Genomic DNA, 19,775 nt, shown 5'->3' with positions numbered 1-19,775 from the left:
TCTCCTTCCGGTAAGGGCACCGGTAGAACACCGGTTCGATAGGCGGCAGGTGCAAGCGCGGCGACGCGCTCAGCCGAGCCGTACTAATCGCCCGAGCTCTTTCCGCATCCCGGCCGGCGCCGGCGCCTACGCAGCGCTCCGGTCGCCGTCGAGACCGCATCCCGCGCCGGGGTCTGTGGACGATCGCATCCGCGCTGTGCGGCCCTGAGGGCACGCGGGGGACGACCCCGCCCGGCGGGCGCCGCCCACCGGTCAGCGGCCATGGCAGGGGGGGCACGCCCGGACCCGTTCCGAACCCGGAAGCTAAGCCCCCGAGCGCCGAGAGTACTGCGGGGCAAGCCCGTGGGAGGGCAGGGCGCCGCTGACCGGTGGACGGCACCGAGCCGTGCACGAAATCGAAAAGCCTTTGGGTATAACCCAGAGGCTTTTTTGTTATCTCGGTTCGATATCGCTGATGTTCATCCACGCTCCACACACGCACCAGATAATGGATGGGCGGTTTGGGGTTCGTTGCGCTCCCGTGCGTCAACGACTTGTTTCATGCCGTTCGTATTGTGATTCCTTTCCATCTCGCTTGAGGTGAGCACGTTATGCATACGGTCTTTCTCATCGGCTCGATCGCGTCGGGCAAATCGACCGCAGCGCGGTATCTTGAGCGTTGCGGCGCGCATCGCATCGACCTGGATGCGGTGTGCAAGTCGCTGTACGTTCCGGGCTCTGAGCTCGTTGTAGCACTGTCCCGAACCTTTGGGGACGATATCTTGGATGAGGCCGGGGCGGTTTGCCCGCGCATCCTCGCTGCACGCGCGTTTTCGGATGCTGCCTCCACGGCGCGCCTCGAGGCGCTCGTGTACCCGGCCTTGGAAGATCGGCTCCGCGCGCTCCTCGCTGGTTTGAGGCAGGACATTGATGCCCCTTCGCTTGTGATCGTGGAGGTCTCTGCCCCGAAATCGTTTACGGATGCTTTCACGCTTGCAGATGAAGTGCTTGCGATCACCGCCCCGTATGAGGTACGGCGCGCGCGTGCCTGCGCCCGCGGTATGGAGGCGGCCGACTTCGAAGCCCGCGATGCCGTGCAGCTGAGTGACGCTGAGCTGTGCGCGCTCGCTACGACGGTCATCGAAAATGTTGGGGACGATACAGCGTTGTTCGACGCGCTTGATTCGTGGCTCGAGCGGACGTGCCCCGCACTGCTTTCGGGAGGTGCACACCGTGCGTAAACGCCTTGGTGCCGCGGGCTGGCTCCGTGCGCTCGCCCTCATCCCCGCATGTGCGTTCTGCCTTATCTCGGTCGTGTTCACGTATGCCCCTGCCCCGGTGGTGGGCACGCTGTATCCCCTAAGCTACGAGGACGATATCCAGTCCGCTGCGGCGACCTATAAGATCGACCCGTATCTCGTCGCGGCGGTCATCGAGACCGAATCGAATTGGAACCCTGAGGTGCGCTCATCGTCCGGCGCCGAGGGGCTCATGCAGCTGCTGCCCGTCACGGCGCAGGATATGATCGACAAGGGCTATGTCGACGGGGACGCGTATTCGGTCGACGACCTGTTCGAGCCGGACGTGAACATCATGTTCGGCTGCGCGTACCTGCGGTATCTGCTCGATTACTATGATGGCGCGCTCGATCGGGCCATCGCGGCCTATAACGCGGGTATCGGCAACGTCGAGGGCTGGGTGGAGCAGGATACCGCGCTCCACAACGCGATCACCTTTCCCGAGACGCAGGCCTACCTCGTGCGCGTCCTGAACTCGTATAATCGGTACGAGGAGCTCTATGCGGGGCGCTTCGTCGCCTAGGCGTTTGCGCGCGTCCGCTCCTCGTGATAGGATTCCGTCCCCTGAGCGCTCGCCTCATGCGTTGCGTGCAGGGGCGCTCTAGGTACGGCGGGAAGCAAGGAGGCTCACGGTGGAGGCATTCGAGGTCGAACGCGTCGGTGGCGAGCTGCGCCGCTTCGGGACCGCGGGAGAGCCGGCCAAATTCGAGGTCGTGAGCCCGTTCGAGCCGTCCGGCGACCAGCCGCAGGCCATCCAGTCGCTCGTGGACGGCGTGCGCTCCGGCGACCGCTACCAGGTGCTGCTCGGCGTCACCGGCTCGGGCAAGACCTACACCATGGCCAAGACCATCGAGGCGCTCGGTAAGCCCACGCTCGTCATGGCGCCAAACAAGACCCTCGCCGCCCAGCTCGCGAGCGAGCTCAAGGAGTTCTTCCCCCATAACGCCGTCGTGTACTTCGTGTCCTACTACGATTACTACCAGCCCGAGGCGTACGTGCCGCAGTCGGACACGTATATCGAGAAGGACGCCTCGATCAACGAGGAGGTCGAGATGCTCCGGCATCAGGCAACCTCGCAGCTGCTCAGTCGGCGCGACGTGATCGTGGTCGCGTCCGTGTCGTGCATCTACGGCATCGGCTCCCCGGAGGATTACGCCGGTCTCGCGCCCAACGTGGACAAGAAGGAACCGCTCGAGCGCGACGACTTCATCCACGCGCTCATCGACATCCAATACGACCGCAACGATTTCGACCTCGCGCGCGGCACGTTCCGCGTGCGCGGCGACGTGGTCGACGTGTTCCCGCCCTATGCCGAGCATCCCCTGCGCTTCGAGTTCTTCGGCGACGAGGTGGAGCTCATCGCCGAGATCGACGAGGTGACGGGCGAGATCCTGCGCGAGTACGACGCCATCCCCGTGTGGCCGGCCTCGCACTACGTGACCGAGAAGCCGAAGGTGCGCGCCGCGCTCCGCACCATCGAGGAGGAGTGCGAGGCGCGCGTGGCCGAGCTCAAGGCCGCCGACAAGCTGCTCGAGGCGCAGCGCCTGCAGCAGCGCACCGACTACGACCTCGAGATGCTCGAGACTATGGGCTACTGCAACGGCATCGAGAACTACTCGCGCCACCTCGACGGACGCAAGCCGGGCGAGCCGCCCTACACGCTCATCGACTACTTCCCGAAGGACATGCTCTGCATCATCGACGAGAGCCATGTGACGGTGCCGCAGATCCGCGGCATGCACGAGGGCGACCGCTCGCGCAAGGTGACGCTCGTTGAGCACGGGTTCCGCCTGCCCTCGGCGCTCGACAACCGCCCCCTGCGCTTCGACGAGTTCGAGGCGCGCGTGCCGCAGTTCATCTACGTGAGCGCGACCCCGGGCGACTACGAGCTGCGCGTGAGCCAGAACAACGTGGAGCAGATCATCCGCCCGACGGGGCTTCTCGACCCCAAGATCGACGTGCGCCCGGTGCGCGGGCAGATCGACGACCTGCTCGACGAGATCCGCGTGCGCACGGCGCGCCATGAGCGCGTGCTCGTGACGACGCTCACGAAGCGCATGGCGGAGGACCTCACCGACCACCTGCTCGATGCGGACGTGAAGGTGAACTACATGCACTCCGACACCGCGACGATGGACCGCGTGGAGATCCTGCGCGACCTGCGCCAGGGGAAGATCGACGTGCTCGTGGGTATCAACCTGCTGCGCGAGGGGCTCGATTTGCCCGAGGTGTCGCTCGTCGCGATCCTCGACGCGGACAAGGAGGGGTTCCTGCGCAACCGGCGCTCGCTCATCCAGACCATCGGCCGCGCGGCGCGCAACGCCGACGGCGAGGTCATCATGTACGCTGACACCATCACCGATTCCATGCGCGAGGCGATCGACGAGACGAACCGCCGCCGCTCCATCCAGATGGCGTATAACGCGGAGCACGGCATCGAGCCCAAGACGGTGCGCAAGGCCATCAACGACATCTCGAGCTTCATCGCCGAGGCGAACGAGAACGTGGGCAAGCGCGACCGGAGCCGGGGCGACTCGCTCGGCCACGGTGCGTTCTTCACGCCGGCGGGCGAGGGGGCGGACGAGGCGCCGGAGGCTGCGCCGTCGGCCGGCCAGCGTCTCGCCGAGGAGCTCGCGGATCTGCCGAAGGACGAGGTGCAGCGCATCGTCGCGACGATGGAGGACGATATGCGCAGCGCGTCGGAGGCCATGGACTTCGAGGAGGCGGCGCGCCTGCGCGATGCCATCGTGCACATCAAGGCCATGCTCGAGGGGTCGAGCGAGGACGAGGCCATGGAGGCGCTGCGGCGCACCGCCCGCAAGGGCAGCGTGTTCGGCGGCGGCCGCAAGCGCCAGGGCTGGAAGGGCAAGCACTAGGGGGATGTAGAAAAACCCCTGGGGTAATTTTACATGGCGCGGAAGCGGACGTAGCGGCGCGTGAGGAGCTCTTCGGTATCCAGGCTCGCAAGCTCGGCGAAGACGTCCAGGGCGCGCGAGACGATGCGCCGGGCAAGCTCCTCATGGCTGCACGCGTCGTCGATGGTGCCGTCCGCGATGCCGAGCTCGGTGAGGCGTGGGGCGGTGAGGCCGAGGTATTCGGCCGCATCCGCCGCGCGGTCGGTGGATTTCCATAAGATCGAGGCGCAGCCCTCGGGGCTCACGACGGAATAGGCGGCATGGTCGAGCATGTAGACGCGGTCGCCCCCTGCGAGCGCGAGCGCGCCACCGCTTCCGCCCTCGCCGGTGATGACGCTCACGAGCGGCGTCCCGAGCTCGGCCATGGCGACGAGGTTCGACGCGATGGCCTCGCCCTGGCCGCGCTCCTCCGCACCGATGCCGCAGTACGCGCCCGCGGTATCCACGAGGCAGAGGACGGGCCTGCCGAAGCGCGCGGCCTGCTGCATGAGGCGCCGCGCCTTGCGGTAGCCTTCCGGGTGCGCGGAGCCGAAGTTGCGCGCCACGCGCTCCTTCGTGGAGCGGCCGCGCTCGGTGCCGATGACGGTGAGCACCCGGTCGCCCACCCAGGCGATGCCGCCCACGATGGCCGCGTCGTCGCCGAAGGAGCGATCGCCGTGGAGCTCGATGAAGCCGTCGAAGCCGAGCTCGATGAGCTCGAGCGCGGTGGGATGCTCCACGGAGCGCGCCGCCTGCACGATTTCGTAGGCGCTCGGGGCCTCGATCGATCCCTGCTTGCGGCGTCGGCCGATCTTCTTGAGGAGCATGTGCGGCCCATGCTGCTCCAGAAGCGCATGCGGCGCGGAGGCCGACGGGATGCGGCCGGCGTGGAGGGCGAGGAGCTCGGCCAGGGTCGCGGGGACGTCCGCGCGCTCGACGATGAGGTCGAGGAAGCCGTGTTCGAGCAAGAACTCGGCGCGTTGGAAGCCCGCAGGCAGGCGCTTATGGGTGGTCTGCTCCACCACGCGCGGGCCGGCGAAGGCGATAAGCGCGCCCGGCTCGGCGAGGATCACGTCGCCCTCCATGGCGAAGCTCGCGGTGACGCCTCCCGTGGTGGGGTCGGTGAGCAGGGCGAGGTAGGGAAGGCCGGCGCGGGCGAGGCGGGCGCGGGCGCTCGAGACCTTCGCCATCTGCATGAGCGAGGTCGTGCCCTCCTGCATGCGCGCGCCGCCCGAGACGGTGATGCCCACGACCGGAAGCCGGAGCTCGATCGCCCGCTCGAAGGTGCGGCAGATCTTCTCCCCCACGACGGAGCCCATCGAGCCCATCATGAAATCGCCGTCCATGATGAAGACGGCGCAGGGCTCCCCGCCGATGGTGGCGCGTCCGCAGAGCACGGCGTCCTTGCTGCCGCAGGCGCGCTGCGAGCGCTCGAGCTTCTCGGCGTAGCCGGGGAAGGAGAGCGCCTCGCGGCCGGCGGGCGCATCCTGCACGGAGAGCTCGGCATCCCATTCCTCGAAGCTGCCGTCGTCGAGGGTCATTGCAAGGCGCGCGCGTGCGCCCAGGCGCAGGTGGTGCCCGCAGCGGGGGCAGACGTCGAGGTTGCGCGCGAGCAGCTCCTGGTCGATGACGCGCCGGCAGCCCGGGCACTTAACGTATGCGCGGCGCTCCGGGAGCTCGATGGGTACATCGGTCACGGGGCCCTCGAGCTTGTTGATGCCCTTCTGCTTAGCTTTCATAGAGGTGCTCCATCAGGTTCGTGTGGTAGATGCCGGAAAGGAACTCCGGGTTCGCGAGGATGTCGAGCTGCAGGTCGCTGTTCTCCTGAACGCCGTCGACCTCGAGCTCGGTGAGGGCGGAGCGCATCTTGCGCACGGCTTCCTCGCGGGTGCCGGCGCGCACGATGAGCTTGCCGAGCATGGAGTCGTAGTAGGGCGGCACGAGGGCGCCGGGGTAGAGCGCGGAATCGAAGCGCACCCATGGCCCGCCCGGCACATGGAGGTTCTCGACGGTGCCGCACGAGGGGAGGTAGTCCGGCCCCGGCCCCTCGGCGTTGATGCGGCACTCGATGGCGTGGGCGCGCTTGGCGGGCGCGAGCTCGTCTTGGGTGTAGGGGAACGCGACGCCCGCGGCGATGCGCAGCTGCCATTTGACGAGGTCGATGTCGGTCACGAACTCGGTGACGGGGTGCTCGACCTGCAGGCGCGTGTTCATCTCCATGAAGTAGAACTGGCCGTTGTCGGTGTAGAGGTACTCGATGGTGCCCGCACCCTCATAGCCCACGGCACGTGCCAGGCTGCGCGCCGCCTCGTACATGCGCTCGCGCACGTCGTCGCGACCGTCCAGGCAGGGGGCGGGGCTCTCCTCCAAGAGCTTCTGGTTGCGGCGCTGCACGGAGCATTCGCGCTCACCGAGGGTGACGACGTTGCCGTGCGCATCGGCGAGCACCTGCACCTCCACATGGTGGGCGGGTGCCACGAACTTCTCCATATAGCATGCGCCGTCGCCGAAGGCGGCCTCGGCCTCGGCGCGCGCCTCGGTGAAGGCGCGGCCGACGTCCGCGAGGCGCTCGACCTTGCGGATGCCGCGCCCGCCGCCGCCCGAGCGCGCCTTGATGAGCACGGAACAGCCGATGCGCGCGGCTTCCGCCTCGGCCGCCTCGGCGCTCTCGAGCAGGTCGCAGCCGGGCACGACGGGCACGCCGGCCGCGCGTGCGGTGCGGCGCGCGGCGTCCTTGTCGCCCATGCGCTCGATCACCTCGGGCGCGGGTCCGACGAACACCACGCCGCATTCGCGGCACTGGCGTGCGAACGCGGCGTTCTCGGATAGGAAGCCGTAGCCGGGATGGATGGCGGTGGCGCCGCTCGCGGCGGCGACCGTGAGGATGGCGTCCCCGTTGAGGTAGCTATCCTGCGGCCGCGGCCCGCCGATGCAGTAGGCCTCGTCGGCGAGCTTGACATGGAGCGCTTCGGCGTCCGCGGTCGAATAGACGGCCACGGTCTGGACGCCCATCTCCTTGCAGGCGCGGATGACGCGCACCGCGATCTCGCCGCGGTTGGCGATGAGGATCTTTTTGAACATGGGAAGCCTCCAACGTGGTGGTCAAGTTCAGATATGCGCGATTGGGGCGCGCCGGGAAGCCGCGATGTGCCGCCCCCGCGGCCTGGCAAGCGACAAAACCCCAGGATTGCTCCATGCGGTACGGGTCGCCTCCCATGACAAAGCCCTTTTGAGCGCCCCGTGCGCCCCGGACATCGTGCATATCTGAACGGGACCACCAGAACTAGGCGGCGGGAAGGGAAAAACGGTGTGTCGCGCCTCCGCGAGCGCCGCTGGACCTTGCTAGCGCGCCGCTTCGCCGTTGGGCATGAGCGCGAACGACATGTCGGCGACGCAGCAGAGCTCGTCGGCGACCCGCGCCTCGCCGTGCGCGAAGTAGAAGGAGCCGCGGTGCCGCGTGATCGTGCAAATGAGCTCCACGGTGTCGCCGGGGCGGACGGGGTGCTTGAAGCGCACCTTGTCGAGGCTCGTGTACAAGGGGGTCACGTCCCCCGTGCCGGCGAGCTCCTCGCCCATGAGCACGCAGCAGTTCTGAGCGAGCATCTCGCAGAGGATCACGCCGGGAACGACGGGGTTTCCGGGGAAGTGCCCCTGCACGAAGAACTCATCGCCGGTGATGTGGGTGCGGCCATGCGCCTCGCCGTCCACGACCTCCGCCTCGTCGAGCAGCAGCATGGGTGCGCGATGGGGAAGAATCTTCTCGAGCTCGGGTCGCCTCATCGCGCACCAGCCCCCTTCGCGGGTTCGTCGGGTTCGATGGACATGATGCGCGCGCCGTACTCCACGAGCGCGCCATCGGTTACATCGATGGCGACGACGGTGCCGTCGATGTCGGCCACGACCTCGTTCATGAGCTTCATGGCCTCGATGATGCAGAGGGTGTCGCCCGCGTGCACGTGCGCGCCCACGCGCACGAAGGGGTCGGCGTCGGGTGAGGGCGCGGCGTAGAACACGCCGACCATGGGTGCCGTGACGGCGACGGCTCCCGCATCGGCGCCGGTGTCGCCAGCGGCTGGGGCGGCTGCCGCGGCGGGTGCGGGTACGGCTCGATCCGGTGCGGCGGCGGGGGCGGCATCGGCGACGGGGAGCGATGCGGCTGCGACGACGGGCGCTGGCGTGCGCTCGAGCTCGATGACGCGGCCGTCCTGCTCCGAGAGGCGCACGCGCGTGAGGCCGTGGTCCTCCATGAGGGCGGCGACCTCGTTGAGCTTCTGGGAATCGATCTTCATCCTTACTCCTCGTAAACCTTGAATGCCAGCGCCGCGTTGTGTCCGCCGAACCCGAGGTTCGTCGAGAGCGCGCACCGCACCGGTGCGGCGACGGCGCGGTTGGGCGTGTAGTCGAGATCGCAGGCAGGGTCGGGCTCGGCGTAGCCCATGGTGGGCGGGATGACGCCGTGCTCGATCGCCAGCGCGCATACGGCGGCCTCGAGGGCGCCGGTCGCGCCGAGCATGTGCCCGGTCATGGATTTCGTGGACGAGATGTGCGCGGCGCGCGCCGCCTCCTCGCCGAGCGCCTGCTTGATGCCGAGCGTCTCGGAGGCGTCGTTCAGCTTGGTGGAGGTGCCGTGGGCGTTGATGTAGAGGCCGTCGCGCACGTCGAGCCCGGCCTCCTCGACGGCCGCGCGGATCGCCCGCGTGATGCCCTGGGCGTCCGGCGCGGGGCTCGTGATGTGGTAGGCGTCGGCGGTGTTGCCGTAGCCGGCGATCTCGCACAGGATGCGCGCGCTGCGCTCGCGCGCGTGCTCGAGCTCCTCGAGGACGAGGATGCAGGCGCCCTCGCCCATCACGAAGCCGTCGCGGTTCTTGTCGAAGGGGCGGCAGGCGGTCGCGGGGTCGGGGTTGCGTGTGAGCGCCTTGCAGTTCGTGAAGCCCGCGATGGCCTCGGGCACGATGCAGGCCTCGGCGCCGCCGGCCAGGATCGCGTCCGCGTAGCCGTGCTTGATGGCATGGAAGGCCTCGCCCACCGTGTGCGCCGAGGTGGCGCAGGCGGTGACGACGGGCAGCGTGGGGCCGGTGAGGCGGTGCCGGATGGAGACCTCGCCCGCGGCCATGTTCGCGATCATCATAGGGATCATGAACGGCGGGCAGCGCCGGAAGCCGCGCTCGCGCATGGTGTCGACGGCGGCGGTGTAGGATGCCATGCCCCCGATGCCGGAGCCCACGTACACGCCCACGCGGTCGGGGTCGAAGTTCTCGGCCTCGGCCAGGCCGGATCCCGCCATCGCCTCATCCGATGCGGCGAGCGCGTACTGCACGTTGAGGTCCTTGTGGCGCACGTCCTCCCCGAGTCGCTCCCGGCCGTCGAAGCCCTTGACCTCGGCGGCGACGGTGACCTTGAGCCCGTCGGTGGGGATGTTCGCGATGGTGGCGATGCCGCTCGTGCCGTTGACGAGCGCATGCCAGGTTTCCGGGGCGGTGAGGCCGACGGGCGTGACCGCTCCCATGCCGGTGATGACGACCCTGCGTTCCATGGTGCTTCTCCTTCTATCTGCGCTCGTGCGCCCGCGGCGCGGCGATGGCGTCCGGTCTGGTGGCCTCGCGTGCGGGCGGCGTCACATCGCCATGCCGCCGTCGATGCGGATGACCTCGCCGGTTATGTAGGCGGCCGCGTCGCTGGCGAGGAAGGCGACGAGTGCGGCCACCTCGTCGGCGCGACCGAACCTCCCGAGGGGGATCTGCTGCTCCGTGCGTTCGCGCACCGAATCGGCGAGCGCTGCGGTCATGTCGGTCTCGATGAAGCCGGGGGCGACGGCGTTCACGGTGACGCCGCGGCCCGCGAGCTCGCGGGCGCATGCCTTCGTGAGGCCGATGATCCCCGCCTTCGAGGCGGCGTAGTTCGCCTGGCCGGCGTTGCCCGCGAGCGCCACGACGGAGCTCATGTTCACGATGCGGCCGCCGCGCTGGCGCATGAACGGGCGCACGAGGGCGCGCGTCATGTGGTAGGCGCCCTTGAGGTTCACGTCGATCACGCGGTCGAAGTCCTCCTCGCCCATGCGCGCGAGGAGCGTGTCGCGCGTGACGCCCGCGTTGTTCACGAGCGCCCAGATGTTGCCGAAATCGGCGAGCGCCTGCGCGGCGCAGGCGGCGGCAGCATCGGCGTCCGCCACGTCGCAGCGATAGGTGCGGGCGGTGGCGCCGAGCTCCTCGGCGCGCGCGGCGGTCTCGTGCGCCGCCTCGTCGTTGCCGGCGTAGACGATCGCGAGATCGAAGCCCGCGCCCGCGAGCGCGAGGCAGATGGCGCGGCCGATGCCGCGCGAGCCTCCGGTGACGAGCGCGCAGCGGCGCTCGGTATCGGTTGCCATGATGTCCTCCTATTCCGCCGGGTCGCCCGCGCCACGGCAGGCGGCGAGCACGGCATCGAGCTGCTCGGGCGTCTCGCAGGGCAGGGCGGTCGCGCCCTTGAGCGTGCGCTTCACGAGGCCGGTGAGGGTCCTTCCCGGGCCGACCTCGATGAACGTATCGATCCCGCGGGACGAGAGCGCTTCGAGCGTGCGCACCCATCGCACGGGGTTCGACGCCTGGCTCGCAAGGAGCTCGGCGCGGGCAGCCCCGGCGTTCGCCCCGTCGCCTTCGGGATAGGGCTCGGCGGTGCGGTTCGCGATGACGGGGATGTGCGGTGCGGCGAGGCCGTGGCCGTCCTCGAGGTAGGCGGCGAGCGCCTTGGTCGCATCCGCCATGTAGGGGCTGTGGAAGGCGCCGGACACCGCGACGGGCATGCTGCGCCCGCCGGCGGCGCGCACGAGCCCGTCGAGCTCGTCGAGCGCCTCGGGGGCGCCTGCGACGACGGTCTGCTGGGGGCTGTTGTAGTTCACCGGCCAGGCGTTCCCCGCCTCGCACGCGAGGGCCTCGACCGTTGCGGCGTCGAGCTTGAGCACGGCGCGCATGGCGCCGGGATGCTCCGCCGCCGCTGCGGCCATGAGCGCGGCGCGGTGGCATACGAGCTCGAAGCCGGCCGCATCGTCGAGGGCGCCCGCGAAGGTGAGGGCGGCGACCTCGCCGAGCGAGAAGCCCGCCACGGCATCGGGGGTAAGCCCGTGCGCCTCGAGCGCCTGCGCGCAGGCGAGGTCGCAGGCGAAGACGCACGGCTGCGTCGTCGCCGTCTCATCGAGTTCCTCCTGGGTGCCGGCGAAGCACTGCGCGCTCGTGCCGGGACGGACGGCGTCCGCCGCGTCGAAGACGGCGCGCGCCGCGGGCTCGCGCTCGGCGAGCGAGGCGCCCATGCCGGGGTGCTGGGCGCCCTGGCCGGCGAAGAGGAAGGCTACGCCACCCATGCCGCCGCCCCCTTGAGGAGCTCTTCCGCGCCGCCCACGATGTCCTCGACGATCGCGCGGGCGCTCTGGCGCTCGCGGACGAGGCCGGCGACCTGCCCGCACATGAACGAGCCCTCCTCGTAGTTGCCGTCCTTCGCGGCCTTGCGCAGGGCGCCGGCGCCCATCTGCTCGAGCTCCTCGATGGGCGCCCCCTCGTTCTCGCGCTGCGCGAACGCGTTGGTGAATGGCGTCTTGAGGCAGCGCACGGCATGTCCGGTGCGGCGGCCGGTGACGAGGGTGGAGATGTCCTTCGCCTTGAGCACGCGCTCCTTGTACTCCTCGGACACCGCGCACTCATCGGCCACGAGGAAGCGCGTCCCCACCTGGACGCCGCAGGCGCCGAGCATGAGCGCCGCCGCCATGCCGCGGCCGTCGGCGATGCCGCCCGCGGCGATGACGGGGATCTTCACCGCGTCGGCGACCTGCGGGACGAGCGCCATCGTGGTGGCGTCGCCCACATGCCCGCCGCTCTCGCCGCCCTCGGCGATCACGGCCGCGGCGCCGGCGCGCTCGACGATGCGCGCGAGCCCGACGGAGGCGACGACCGGGATGACCTTGATTCCGGCCTCGTTCCAGGCCTTCATGAACCGCACCGGGTTGCCGGCGCCCGTCACGACCACGGGGACGTGCTCGTCGATGACGACCTGCGCGACCTCGTCGGCGAACGGGCTCATGAGCATCACGTTCACGCCGAAGGGCTTGTCCGTGCGCTCGCGCAGGGCGCGGATCTCGGAACGGAGCCATGCGGCGTCCGCGTTCATCGCCGCGATGATGCCGAGGCCGCCGGCCTCGGATACGGCGGACGCGAGCGAGGCGTCGGCGATCCACGCCATGCCTCCCTGGAAGATGGGCTTCTCGATGCCCAGGGCCTCGCAGATGGGTGAGCGCAGCATGCTAGTTCTCCATGAGGGATTCGATGAGCTCGACGAGTTCGCCCACGGTCTCGGGGTTGGAATCGGTTTCGATCTCGATGCCGAACTCGTCCTCGCAGGCGATGACGGCCTCGACGGTGGCGAGGCTGTCCAGGCCGGCGTCCGCGAGCTTGGTCTCGGGCGTGAGCTCGGCGCCGGTGCCGCCGTTGTCGCGGATGATGGCGCAGATGCGGTCGAAGGTGGTGTCTGCCATGATGGTTCTCCTTTTGCTATCGTCCTCGCGCGGAATGCGCGAAGGGGGCGGGGTGATGGCCGGGCTATTCCCAGCGGATGAGGCACGAGCCCACGTCGAGGCCGGCCCCGAAGCCCACGAGCGCGATGAGCTCGCTGGGGTGGAGCCGTCCGCCGCGCGCGAGCGCGTCGAGGGTGTAGGGGATGCAGGCGCTCGAGATGTTGCCCGTCGCGTGCAGCGTGCGGGCCACGCGGTCGTCCTCGATGCCGAGCCGCTGGGCGGCGGCGGTGAGGATGCGGTCGTTGGCCTGGTGGAAGATGAAGTGGTCGATGTCCGCGGCCCCGATACCGGCCTCGGCGCACAGGCCGTGCACGGCGTCGCAGATGGCTTGGACGCCGAATTTGAAGACGCGCTGGCCCTTCATCGCGAGCGCGCTCGGGACGGGCGTCGCCGCGGCGAACGGCGAGGTCCCGGCGATGCCGGGTACGGAGAGCGCGTCGGTGTCGGGCGTGGTCGAGAGCTCGATGGCAAGCGGACTCGCCCCGCCCGCCTCGACGACGCACGCGGCGGCGCCGTCGCCGAAGAGCACGCATGTGGCGCGGTCGCTCCAGTCGAGGAGTCGCGACATCTGCTCCGCCGCCACGATGAGCGCGCGCCGGGCGCGGCCGCGGGCGAGGAAGCCGTCGACGACGTCGAGGGCGAAGACGAAGCCCGCGCACGCGGCCGACACGTCGAAGGCCGGGCAAGAGGCGCCGATACGCTCGGCGACCGCGCAGGCCTCGGCGGGCATGAGGTGGTCGCCCGAGGTGGTGGCGCATACGATGAGGTCGAGGTCGGTCGCGGCGAGCCCCGCGGCGGCGAGAGCGCGCTCGCTCGCGGCGACGGCGAGGTCATCGAGGGTCTCATGGGTGCATACGCGGCGCTCCCGGATGCCGGTTCGCGAGAAGATCCACTCGTCCGTGGTATCGAGGAACCGCGAGAGGTCGTCGTTCGTTATGCGCTGCTCGGGGAGGGCCGAACCCGTCCCGATGATGTGGAAAGCCATGTGAGCCTCGCTCGGGGTGTCGTTTCGGCGCATACCGTACGGCAGCGCGTCATCTTATTGACGATTTATTAATAAACGTCAACCACCCATACGCTAGCAAAGCGCGCGGGCGACGATGCCCCGCGCGTCGAAATTTGCGCGCCGCGTCACGCTTTATCCATGTTTGACGATTGGTCAACGACACCGAGGTTTTGGCGCAAAATGTAAAAATACCCCAGGGGTTTTTCTACATCAGGTGCCGGCCTCGTTGCGAGGACAAGCGAGAGGATGTAGAAAAACCCCTGGGGTAATTTTACATGAGCGTGTTCAAGGCCGCGTCGGCGCAGCGGAGGCCGTCGGCGGCGGCGCTCATGATGCCGCCCGCGTAGCCCGCGCCCTCGCCGCAGGGGAAGAGGCCGGGTGCGTCGAGCGCCTGGCAATCGCGGCCGCGCACGACGGTCACGGGCGCGCTCGAGCGCGATTCCACGCCGGTGAGCACGGCGTCCGCCGCATCGAAGCCCTCGAGCTTGCGCCCGAGCACGGGGATCCCGGCGCGGAGCGTCTCCGTGATATACGGGGGTAGCGCGGTATCGAGCGCGCCCCAGGTGACGCCGAGCGGATAGGTGGGCTCCACGCGGCCGCCGCCCGAGCTCGGGACGCCGGCAAGGAAATCGCCCACGAGCTGCGCGGGCGCGCGGTAGCTCCCCCCGCCGAGCTCGAAGGCGCGCTGCTCGCAGCGGCGCTGCAGCCTCACGCCCGCGAGCGGATCGGAGCCGGGGAGGTCGTCGGGCGTCACGTTCACGAGGAGCGCGGAGTTCGCGTTGGCGCCCGCGCGGGCGCGCAGGCTCGCGCCGTTGGTGACGACGCCGCCGGGCTCCGAGGCGGCCGCGACCACCTCGCCGCCCGGGCACATGCAGAAGGTGAAGAGGCTGCGGCCGCCGCGCGGGTGGGCGACGAGCTTATAGGGGGCGGCGCCGAGCGCGGGGTTCCCGGCGAAACGGCCGTACTGCGCGCGGTCGATCGCCGCCTGGAGGTGCTCGATGCGCACGCCCATGGCGAACGTCTTGCGCGCGAGCGTAAAGCCGCGCCGCTCGAGGAGCTCGAACACGTCTCGCGCGGAATGGCCGCAGGCGAGGACGAGCGCGGTGCAGGTGATGCGCTCCGTGCGCACGGCGCCCGCAACGTCCCGTGTCTCGACCTGGAGGGCGCGCACGCCGCCCGCCTGCCCCTGCGCGCGCTCGATATCCACCATGCGCGCGCGGAACCGCACCTCGCCGCCGAGCTCACGGATGCGGGCAACGAGGTTCTCCACGACGACGGGCAGCACGTCCGACCCCACATGCGGCTTGGCGTCCCAGAGGATGTCGCGCGGCGCCCCGGCGGCGACAAGCGCCTCGAGGATGCGGCGGTGCGCGGGGTTCTTCGTGCCCGTGGTGAGCTTGCCGTCCGAGAAGGTGCCCGCGCCGCCCAGGCCGAACTGGATGTTGCTCTCGGGGTCGAGCTCGGCGGTGCGGTGGAACTCCTCGATTGCCCACGTTCTGCGGCGCGCGTCGTCGCCGCGCTCGATGAGGAGCGGCTCGGCGCCCGCCTCGGCGAGGGCGAGCGCGGCGAAGAGGCCGGCGCAGCCCGCTCCCACGACGACGGGCCGCGGCGCGGGCGGCTTCGCGAGGGTGGGCGGCGTGCGCGCCGGCTCCTCGGCCACGAGGCGCACGTGCTTCCGCTCGCGCTCCGGTATCCGCGCGATGAGTTCGCCCTCGTCGACGTGCGTATGGAAGGTGACGCGGACGGTGAGGACGAGGTGCACGTCGCTCTTGCGGCGTGCGTCGATGGAGCGCTTGCGCAGCTCGATGTGTTCGATGAGGTGGGGGAGGCAGCCGAGCGTCTTGATGACGTACGCGAGCCCCACCGCGAGGCAGCGCTGCTCGGTCGCTCCCTGGGCGAGCGTGGCGCGGATATCCGAAATCTCGATCATGGCGCGCCTCACCCGCCGATCGCGCACGCTGCGGCCGTGCCGGCGCGCATGCCCGAGAGCCATGCCCAGGCGAGGTTGTAGCCGCCGCAGTCGGCGTCCATGTCGAGCGCCTCGCCGCAGGCGAAGAGCGGGCCGTCGTGCGGGGTGCTCAGCCGCATCGTCTCGGCATCCACGGCGGAGAAGGGGATGCCGCCCCGGCGGACCTGGGCGGAACGGGTCTCGGTCACGCCGCGTGCGCGGAACGCGAGCGCCTTCGCGGCGCGTGCCGCCTTGCCGTAGGAGCCGCCCGCGGCGAGTGCGATGATGCGGCCGAGCTGCGGGGCGAGCATGCCGTCGAACCAGGAGGCGCCCCGGTCGGCGAGCTCCCCGACCGTCTCGGCGCGCTCGCGGAAGCGCTGGCGCAGGTCGTCCTCGGCGAGCGCGGGGAAGAGGTCGATGTCGATGACGTCGTCGCGCTCGATGCGGCGCGAGAGGTTGAAGGCGGCGATGCCGGAGAGCCCGTAGGCGCGGAAGAGCACCTCGCCGTCCTCGCTCCACAGCGGCGTACCGCCGCGGACGAGCGTGAGGCGCGCATCCGCCCGCACACCGTCGAGCCGCGCGAGGGTGTCTGGCCCCAGGCCGTCCGCGCCGGGGGCGGGCGTGCAGGCGATGGGACAGAGCACGGGCTGCTCGTCGAGGTGGGGGAGCTTGAAGACCTGGCAGAGCGCCTCGGAGCCGCCGCCGGGGGCGAGCACCACGGCGCGCGCCATGATGGTCTCGGTGCGCATGGGCGACGTGGAGAGCGCGCGACGGAGCGCCCGGAGGCGGGCATGCTCGTCGCGCGCACGGGGCGCGTGGAGCGGGGACGAGGGCGCGAGCGCCTCGAGCTTCCAGAGCCCGTCCGCGGGGTTCCATGCGGCGTGCATGAGCCGGTGCCCGCAGCGCTCGGCGATGCCCGCGCGCCGGCACGCGCCCACGAGCGCGTCGCGGACGGATTCCGCGCGCTTGCTCAGGGGGTAGAGCCTGCCCTCGTCGCTCGTCGTCCAGATGCCGAGCGACGCGAACCAGCCTGCGAGCCGCGCCTCGGGCTCCTCGCCCATTACGGCGCGGGCGATGACGGGATGGCGGTAGCACGCGGGGCGCAGCCGCTCGTTCGAGAGGTTGCAGCGGCCGTTGCCCGTGGCGAGGATGGGAAGGCCGCAGGCGACATCGCATTCGATGACCGCCGTGCGCGCGCCTGCGCGGGCGGCGGCGAGCGCGGCGGCGAGGCCGGACGCTCCGCCGCCGATCACGGCCACATCATAGGTTTCCGGTGCGCTGCGCGCCATGGCGATCCCCTCCGCTCCGTATCCAGGGTGGTCTATCAGCCTTCCGCGCCCGCGGCGGCATCGGCCTCATCGGCGCCCTCGTGCGCGGGGACGGCCTCGCAGGCGGCGAGGGCGTCGGGCAGGAAGTCCTGCGGCAGCGCCTCCTCGAGCGCGCCGGCGTCGCAGGCGAGTGCGAGCGTGGGGTCGATGGGCAGGCGGCCGAGCACCTTGAGGCCGTACTCGTCGGCGACCGCATCGAGCTTGCTCGGGCCGAAGACCTCGATCTTCTTGCCGCAGTCCGGGCAGGCCACGTAGCTCATGTTCTCGATGAGGCCGAGGATGGGCACGTGCATCTTCTCGGCCATGTTCACGGCCTTCGCGACGATCATGCTCACGAGGTCCTGCGGGCTCGTGACCACCACGATGCCGTCCACGGGCAGCGACTGGAACACGGTGAGCGCCACGTCGCCCGTGCCCGGGGGCATGTCGACGAGCAGGTAGTCGATGGGGCCCCAGGAGGTGTCGCTCCAGAACTGCTTGATGGCGCCCGCGATGACCGGGCCGCGCCAGAGCACCGGGTCGGTCTCGTGCTCGAGCAGGAGGTTCGACGACATGACCTTGATGCCTGTGGTAGAGATCTCGGGCAGCAGGAGCTTGCCCAGGCCGTGGGCGCGCCGCCCGCTCATGCCGAGCATCTTGGGGATGGAGGGGCCGGTGATGTCGGCGTCGAGGATGCCGACCGTGTGCCCGCGCCGCGCGAGCTCGATGGCGAGCGCGCCCGTGACGAGCGATTTGCCCACGCCGCCCTTGCCGGAGAGCACGGCGATGACGCGCTTCGCCTCCGAGAGGTTGTTCTCCTCGAATTGCGAGGGCGCGGCCTGGCCGCCCGCTGCGGCGGCATGTTCGCATGTAGCCATGGGAGTCCTTTCGATTGCACCCGGCGCGCCGCGTCGGGCGAATAGGTTGGTTACCGCCTCATTGTACCCTTTGCGCCGCGGCGGCACAGTGTCCCCGCCGCCCGCGCGCCACCCGCCCCCGGCTTCGCGTGCAACGTTGACAACGTTATTGATGGAGGCCGCATGATAGCGTGCCTCGCGTGCAAAGTTGACAACTTTATCGATGGGGGCCACGCGAGAAAGCGCTTCGTATGCAAAGTTGACAAGTTTGTCCATGAGGCACGGAGCGACGGTTCATGGAGCGCGGCGCGGCGGTGCGCGAAGGGGCGGCGCTGTACGGCGCGTGGTGGCTACCGGTCGGTTTCGAGCGTGAGCCAGATATCGGGCTCCATCCCGTCGAACCAGTCCTCTTCGGGGAGCGTGTCGAAGCTGCACCAGATGGCGGCGCCCTCCGAGCTCCCGAGGTCGTCGGGGTTGAGGTAGATGTCATCGTAGAGCGTGCCGGCGCGGAACGCCTCGCCGAAGGCGTCCGGCAGCGTGCCGTACGAAAGCAGCCCGGGCGCGGCGACGGGGACATCGAGCCCCTCGACGACGGCGTGCAGCTCGGCGAGCCGTTCCTCGGCGCGCGCGAGGTTCTCGTCGAGCGAGCGCGCGGGGTCGACCTGGAGCTTGTAGGAGACCTCGGTCACCACGCCGTCGTTGTCGACGTCGAGCGAGACGAAGGTGGTGTCGTCGCCCGAATCGGAGAGGTGCGCGTTCACGCTGTAGCCGTCCCGGTCGTAGGCTTCCGTGGGGTCGTCGCCGATGACGTAGTACCCCCGGTGCTCGAACGCGTCGGTGATTGCGGAGATGGTCTCCGCCGCTACCTGGGAATCGGCGCGCATGGATGCGGTGCGCGCGATGAAGTGGGCGCCGTAGACGAGGGCGAGCGCGAGGAGCGTCGCGAGCATCATGATGCGGCCAGCGCGCTTGGCGTTCGGCAGCTCGACGCCCAGGTCGCGCGCCGCGCGCTCGGCGTCGCGGGCGAGGGAGTTCGTCGCCTCGAGGTAGCGCGCGGTGCCGGAGATGCCGTAGGCCGCGGAGGCGGCGTCGGCGGCGTCACCGACCGCCTGGCCGAGGGCGGCCACCCCTGCCGCGGCGGCTGCCGCCATGCGCGCGGCGTCGGTGGGCTCCGCCGCCTTCGCCTGCTCGCGCGCCTGCGCTCGGGCCGCGCTCCGCGCGCGCTCGATGGCCGCCCACGCGGGCTTCCCCATGCCGAGGCGCGGGCTGAGGTACGCATAGCAGCAGAACACGGTGAGCGCGACGACGAGCGCGATGTAGGCGATCCAGCCGGGCAGGAACGCGCCGGGAGTTTGGAACACAAGGTCGTCGAGCATGGAGAGGAGGAGCATCTCGGCGCTGAGGACGAAGATGGTCGCGAGCCCCCGCGGCGCGAGCTGGGGCAGCAGGAAGTACTTCCTCACGAGTTTGCGTTGGGCTTCGGTAAGCATGGGCACCTCACATTCCCGCATGTGAGCAGTGATATGCCCTCATGATAGCGCTCGGTCGAACGCGTCACGCCGTGCGCGCATGTGAAAATTGATGCACATCTATAGATTAAGCAACAAATGGGGAATAACATAGCCGTCCCATCGTCGGCGCGCCCGCGCGCCGCGCCGAGGAACGGAGGAAGCCATGGAGAACCGCACCGATCGCCGCGTGCTCAGGAGCCGCCGCCTTATCGTCGCGGCGTTCGAGCGCCTGCTCGAGACGCGCCCGTACGAGCGCATCGGCGTGAGCGCCATCGCGCAGGAGGCGGATATCGACCGCAAGACGTTCTACCAGCACTGATAATTTGCAATATGGTCGTACCGCCGTTCGGCGGATACCATGTCGGTACGCGGCGCGGTGACCCATCTACCTGCTGGCGCCCCCGCGGGGCCGCCTTCAAAGCGACCTGTCCCGCGCCGC

18 protein-coding genes and 2 rRNA genes are annotated in these 19,775 nt (G+C 69.9%); 6 read left to right on the top strand and 14 right to left on the bottom strand.

Features of this window, described 5'->3' with window-relative positions; genetic code table 11:
- The 5 genes from B5G02_RS09540 to uvrB all read left to right on the top strand — a co-directional run.
- Positions 1 to 108, top strand: a 23S ribosomal RNA gene (locus B5G02_RS09540); the annotation flags it as partial.
- A gap of 143 nt (positions 109 to 251) precedes the next feature.
- A 5S ribosomal RNA gene (gene rrf, locus B5G02_RS09535) occupies positions 252 to 367 on the top strand.
- A 223-nt stretch (positions 368 to 590) separates the two neighbouring features.
- Positions 591 to 1,220, top strand: a complete 630-nt coding sequence (gene coaE / locus B5G02_RS09530; protein WP_094336046.1) for a dephospho-CoA kinase — start codon at positions 591 to 593, stop codon at positions 1,218 to 1,220.
- Complete coding sequence (locus B5G02_RS09525; protein ID WP_094336045.1) at positions 1,213 to 1,800, top strand: lytic transglycosylase domain-containing protein; 588 nt, start codon at positions 1,213 to 1,215, stop codon at positions 1,798 to 1,800. The genes coaE and B5G02_RS09525 overlap by 8 nt, the downstream gene beginning before the upstream one ends.
- A 109-nt stretch (positions 1,801 to 1,909) precedes the next feature.
- A complete protein-coding gene (gene uvrB / locus B5G02_RS09520) occupies positions 1,910 to 4,153 on the top strand; it encodes an excinuclease ABC subunit UvrB (RefSeq protein ID WP_094336044.1) in 2,244 nt (747 codons plus the stop codon).
- Positions 4,154 to 4,182: 29 nt separating this feature from the next.
- Here uvrB and accD read toward each other — a convergent pair whose 3' ends face one another.
- The 14 genes from accD to B5G02_RS09450 all read right to left on the bottom strand — a co-directional run bounded on the left by accD (position 4,183) and on the right by B5G02_RS09450 (position 19,315).
- Complete coding sequence (accD, locus tag B5G02_RS09515; RefSeq protein WP_094336043.1) at positions 4,183 to 5,910, bottom strand: acetyl-CoA carboxylase, carboxyltransferase subunit beta; 1,728 nt, start codon at positions 5,908 to 5,910, stop codon at positions 4,183 to 4,185.
- Complete coding sequence (locus B5G02_RS09510; RefSeq protein ID WP_094336042.1) at positions 5,900 to 7,252, bottom strand: acetyl-CoA carboxylase biotin carboxylase subunit; 1,353 nt, start codon at positions 7,250 to 7,252, stop codon at positions 5,900 to 5,902. Before B5G02_RS09510 ends, accD begins: the two co-directional genes overlap by 11 nt.
- A gap of 261 nt (positions 7,253 to 7,513) precedes the next feature.
- Positions 7,514 to 7,951 (bottom strand): 3-hydroxyacyl-ACP dehydratase FabZ family protein, encoded by a 438-nt coding sequence (locus B5G02_RS09505; protein WP_094336041.1) that lies wholly within the window; start codon positions 7,949 to 7,951, stop codon positions 7,514 to 7,516.
- Entirely contained in the window at positions 7,948 to 8,460 is a 513-nt protein-coding gene (accB, locus tag B5G02_RS09500) for an acetyl-CoA carboxylase biotin carboxyl carrier protein (protein WP_094336040.1), read from the bottom strand. The genes B5G02_RS09505 and accB overlap by 4 nt, the downstream gene beginning before the upstream one ends.
- A 2-nt stretch (positions 8,461 to 8,462) precedes the next feature.
- Entirely contained in the window at positions 8,463 to 9,704 is a 1,242-nt protein-coding gene (fabF, locus tag B5G02_RS09495; RefSeq protein ID WP_019238245.1) for a beta-ketoacyl-ACP synthase II, read from the bottom strand.
- A gap of 81 nt (positions 9,705 to 9,785) precedes the next feature.
- The gene (gene fabG, locus B5G02_RS09490; RefSeq protein WP_094336039.1) at positions 9,786 to 10,535 is read right to left on the bottom strand and encodes a 3-oxoacyl-[acyl-carrier-protein] reductase; all 750 of its coding nucleotides are present in this window, start codon (positions 10,533 to 10,535) and stop codon (positions 9,786 to 9,788) included.
- A gap of 9 nt (positions 10,536 to 10,544) precedes the next feature.
- Positions 10,545 to 11,504 (bottom strand): ACP S-malonyltransferase, encoded by a 960-nt coding sequence (locus B5G02_RS09485; RefSeq protein ID WP_094336038.1) that lies wholly within the window; start codon positions 11,502 to 11,504, stop codon positions 10,545 to 10,547.
- Positions 11,492 to 12,436: an enoyl-[acyl-carrier-protein] reductase FabK gene (gene fabK / locus B5G02_RS09480; RefSeq protein ID WP_094336037.1), complete on the bottom strand. Its 945-nt coding sequence runs from the start codon at positions 12,434 to 12,436 to the stop codon at positions 11,492 to 11,494. Before fabK ends, B5G02_RS09485 begins: the two co-directional genes overlap by 13 nt.
- A 1-nt stretch (position 12,437) precedes the next feature.
- Positions 12,438 to 12,668: a phosphopantetheine-binding protein gene (locus B5G02_RS09475; RefSeq protein WP_019238249.1), complete on the bottom strand. Its 231-nt coding sequence runs from the start codon at positions 12,666 to 12,668 to the stop codon at positions 12,438 to 12,440.
- Positions 12,669 to 12,732: 64 nt separating this feature from the next.
- Positions 12,733 to 13,692, bottom strand: coding sequence for a beta-ketoacyl-ACP synthase 3 (locus B5G02_RS09470; RefSeq protein ID WP_019238250.1), 960 nt, complete (start codon positions 13,690 to 13,692; stop codon positions 12,733 to 12,735).
- Between the two features lie 292 nt (positions 13,693 to 13,984).
- Positions 13,985 to 15,643 carry an NAD(P)/FAD-dependent oxidoreductase gene (locus tag B5G02_RS09465; RefSeq protein ID WP_094336036.1) on the bottom strand — a complete coding sequence of 553 codons (1,659 nt, stop codon included), beginning with the start codon at positions 15,641 to 15,643 and terminating at the stop codon, positions 13,985 to 13,987.
- A gap of 8 nt (positions 15,644 to 15,651) precedes the next feature.
- Positions 15,652 to 16,950 (bottom strand): NAD(P)/FAD-dependent oxidoreductase, encoded by a 1,299-nt coding sequence (locus tag B5G02_RS09460; RefSeq protein WP_094336035.1) that lies wholly within the window; start codon positions 16,948 to 16,950, stop codon positions 15,652 to 15,654.
- A gap of 35 nt (positions 16,951 to 16,985) precedes the next feature.
- Positions 16,986 to 17,846, bottom strand: a complete 861-nt coding sequence (locus B5G02_RS09455) for an Mrp/NBP35 family ATP-binding protein (protein WP_094336034.1) — start codon at positions 17,844 to 17,846, stop codon at positions 16,986 to 16,988.
- Positions 17,847 to 18,175: 329 nt separating this feature from the next.
- Positions 18,176 to 19,315: a hypothetical protein gene (locus B5G02_RS09450; protein WP_019247103.1), complete on the bottom strand. Its 1,140-nt coding sequence runs from the start codon at positions 19,313 to 19,315 to the stop codon at positions 18,176 to 18,178.
- 184 nt (positions 19,316 to 19,499) lie between these two features.
- On the opposite strand from B5G02_RS09450, the gene B5G02_RS09445 reads away from it, so the two are divergent.
- Positions 19,500 to 19,655: a TetR family transcriptional regulator gene (locus B5G02_RS09445; protein WP_241146221.1), complete on the top strand. Its 156-nt coding sequence runs from the start codon at positions 19,500 to 19,502 to the stop codon at positions 19,653 to 19,655.
- Positions 19,656 to 19,775 lie beyond the last annotated feature (120 nt).

It is taken from the genome of [Collinsella] massiliensis (assembly GCF_002161605.1).
In the GTDB taxonomy this organism is placed as follows: domain Bacteria; phylum Actinomycetota; class Coriobacteriia; order Coriobacteriales; family Coriobacteriaceae; genus Enorma.
This window is presented reverse-complemented; position numbering and strand designations above follow the sequence as displayed.

Coding starts and splice junctions, on each gene's coding strand:
- fabK (WP_094336037.1), bottom strand. CDS start 12,436: ATGCTGCGCTCACCCATCTGCGAGGCCCTGGGCATCGAGAAGCCCATC.
- coaE (WP_094336046.1), top strand. CDS start 591: ATGCATACGGTCTTTCTCATCGGCTCGATCGCGTCGGGCAAATCGACC.
- B5G02_RS09510 (WP_094336042.1), bottom strand. CDS start 7,252: ATGTTCAAAAAGATCCTCATCGCCAACCGCGGCGAGATCGCGGTGCGC.
- B5G02_RS09470 (WP_019238250.1), bottom strand. CDS start 13,692: ATGGCTTTCCACATCATCGGGACGGGTTCGGCCCTCCCCGAGCAGCGC.
- B5G02_RS09505 (WP_094336041.1), bottom strand. CDS start 7,951: ATGAGGCGACCCGAGCTCGAGAAGATTCTTCCCCATCGCGCACCCATG.
- fabG (WP_094336039.1), bottom strand. CDS start 10,535: ATGGCAACCGATACCGAGCGCCGCTGCGCGCTCGTCACCGGAGGCTCG.
- fabF (WP_019238245.1), bottom strand. CDS start 9,704: ATGGAACGCAGGGTCGTCATCACCGGCATGGGAGCGGTCACGCCCGTC.
- B5G02_RS09450 (WP_019247103.1), bottom strand. CDS start 19,315: ATGCTTACCGAAGCCCAACGCAAACTCGTGAGGAAGTACTTCCTGCTG.
- B5G02_RS09465 (WP_094336036.1), bottom strand. CDS start 15,643: ATGATCGAGATTTCGGATATCCGCGCCACGCTCGCCCAGGGAGCGACC.
- B5G02_RS09445 (WP_241146221.1), top strand. CDS start 19,500: ATGGAGAACCGCACCGATCGCCGCGTGCTCAGGAGCCGCCGCCTTATC.
- B5G02_RS09455 (WP_094336034.1), bottom strand. CDS start 17,846: ATGGCTACATGCGAACATGCCGCCGCAGCGGGCGGCCAGGCCGCGCCC.
- accB (WP_094336040.1), bottom strand. CDS start 8,460: ATGAAGATCGATTCCCAGAAGCTCAACGAGGTCGCCGCCCTCATGGAG.
- B5G02_RS09475 (WP_019238249.1), bottom strand. CDS start 12,668: ATGGCAGACACCACCTTCGACCGCATCTGCGCCATCATCCGCGACAAC.
- B5G02_RS09460 (WP_094336035.1), bottom strand. CDS start 16,950: ATGGCGCGCAGCGCACCGGAAACCTATGATGTGGCCGTGATCGGCGGC.
- B5G02_RS09485 (WP_094336038.1), bottom strand. CDS start 11,504: ATGGGTGGCGTAGCCTTCCTCTTCGCCGGCCAGGGCGCCCAGCACCCC.
- accD (WP_094336043.1), bottom strand. CDS start 5,910: ATGAAAGCTAAGCAGAAGGGCATCAACAAGCTCGAGGGCCCCGTGACC.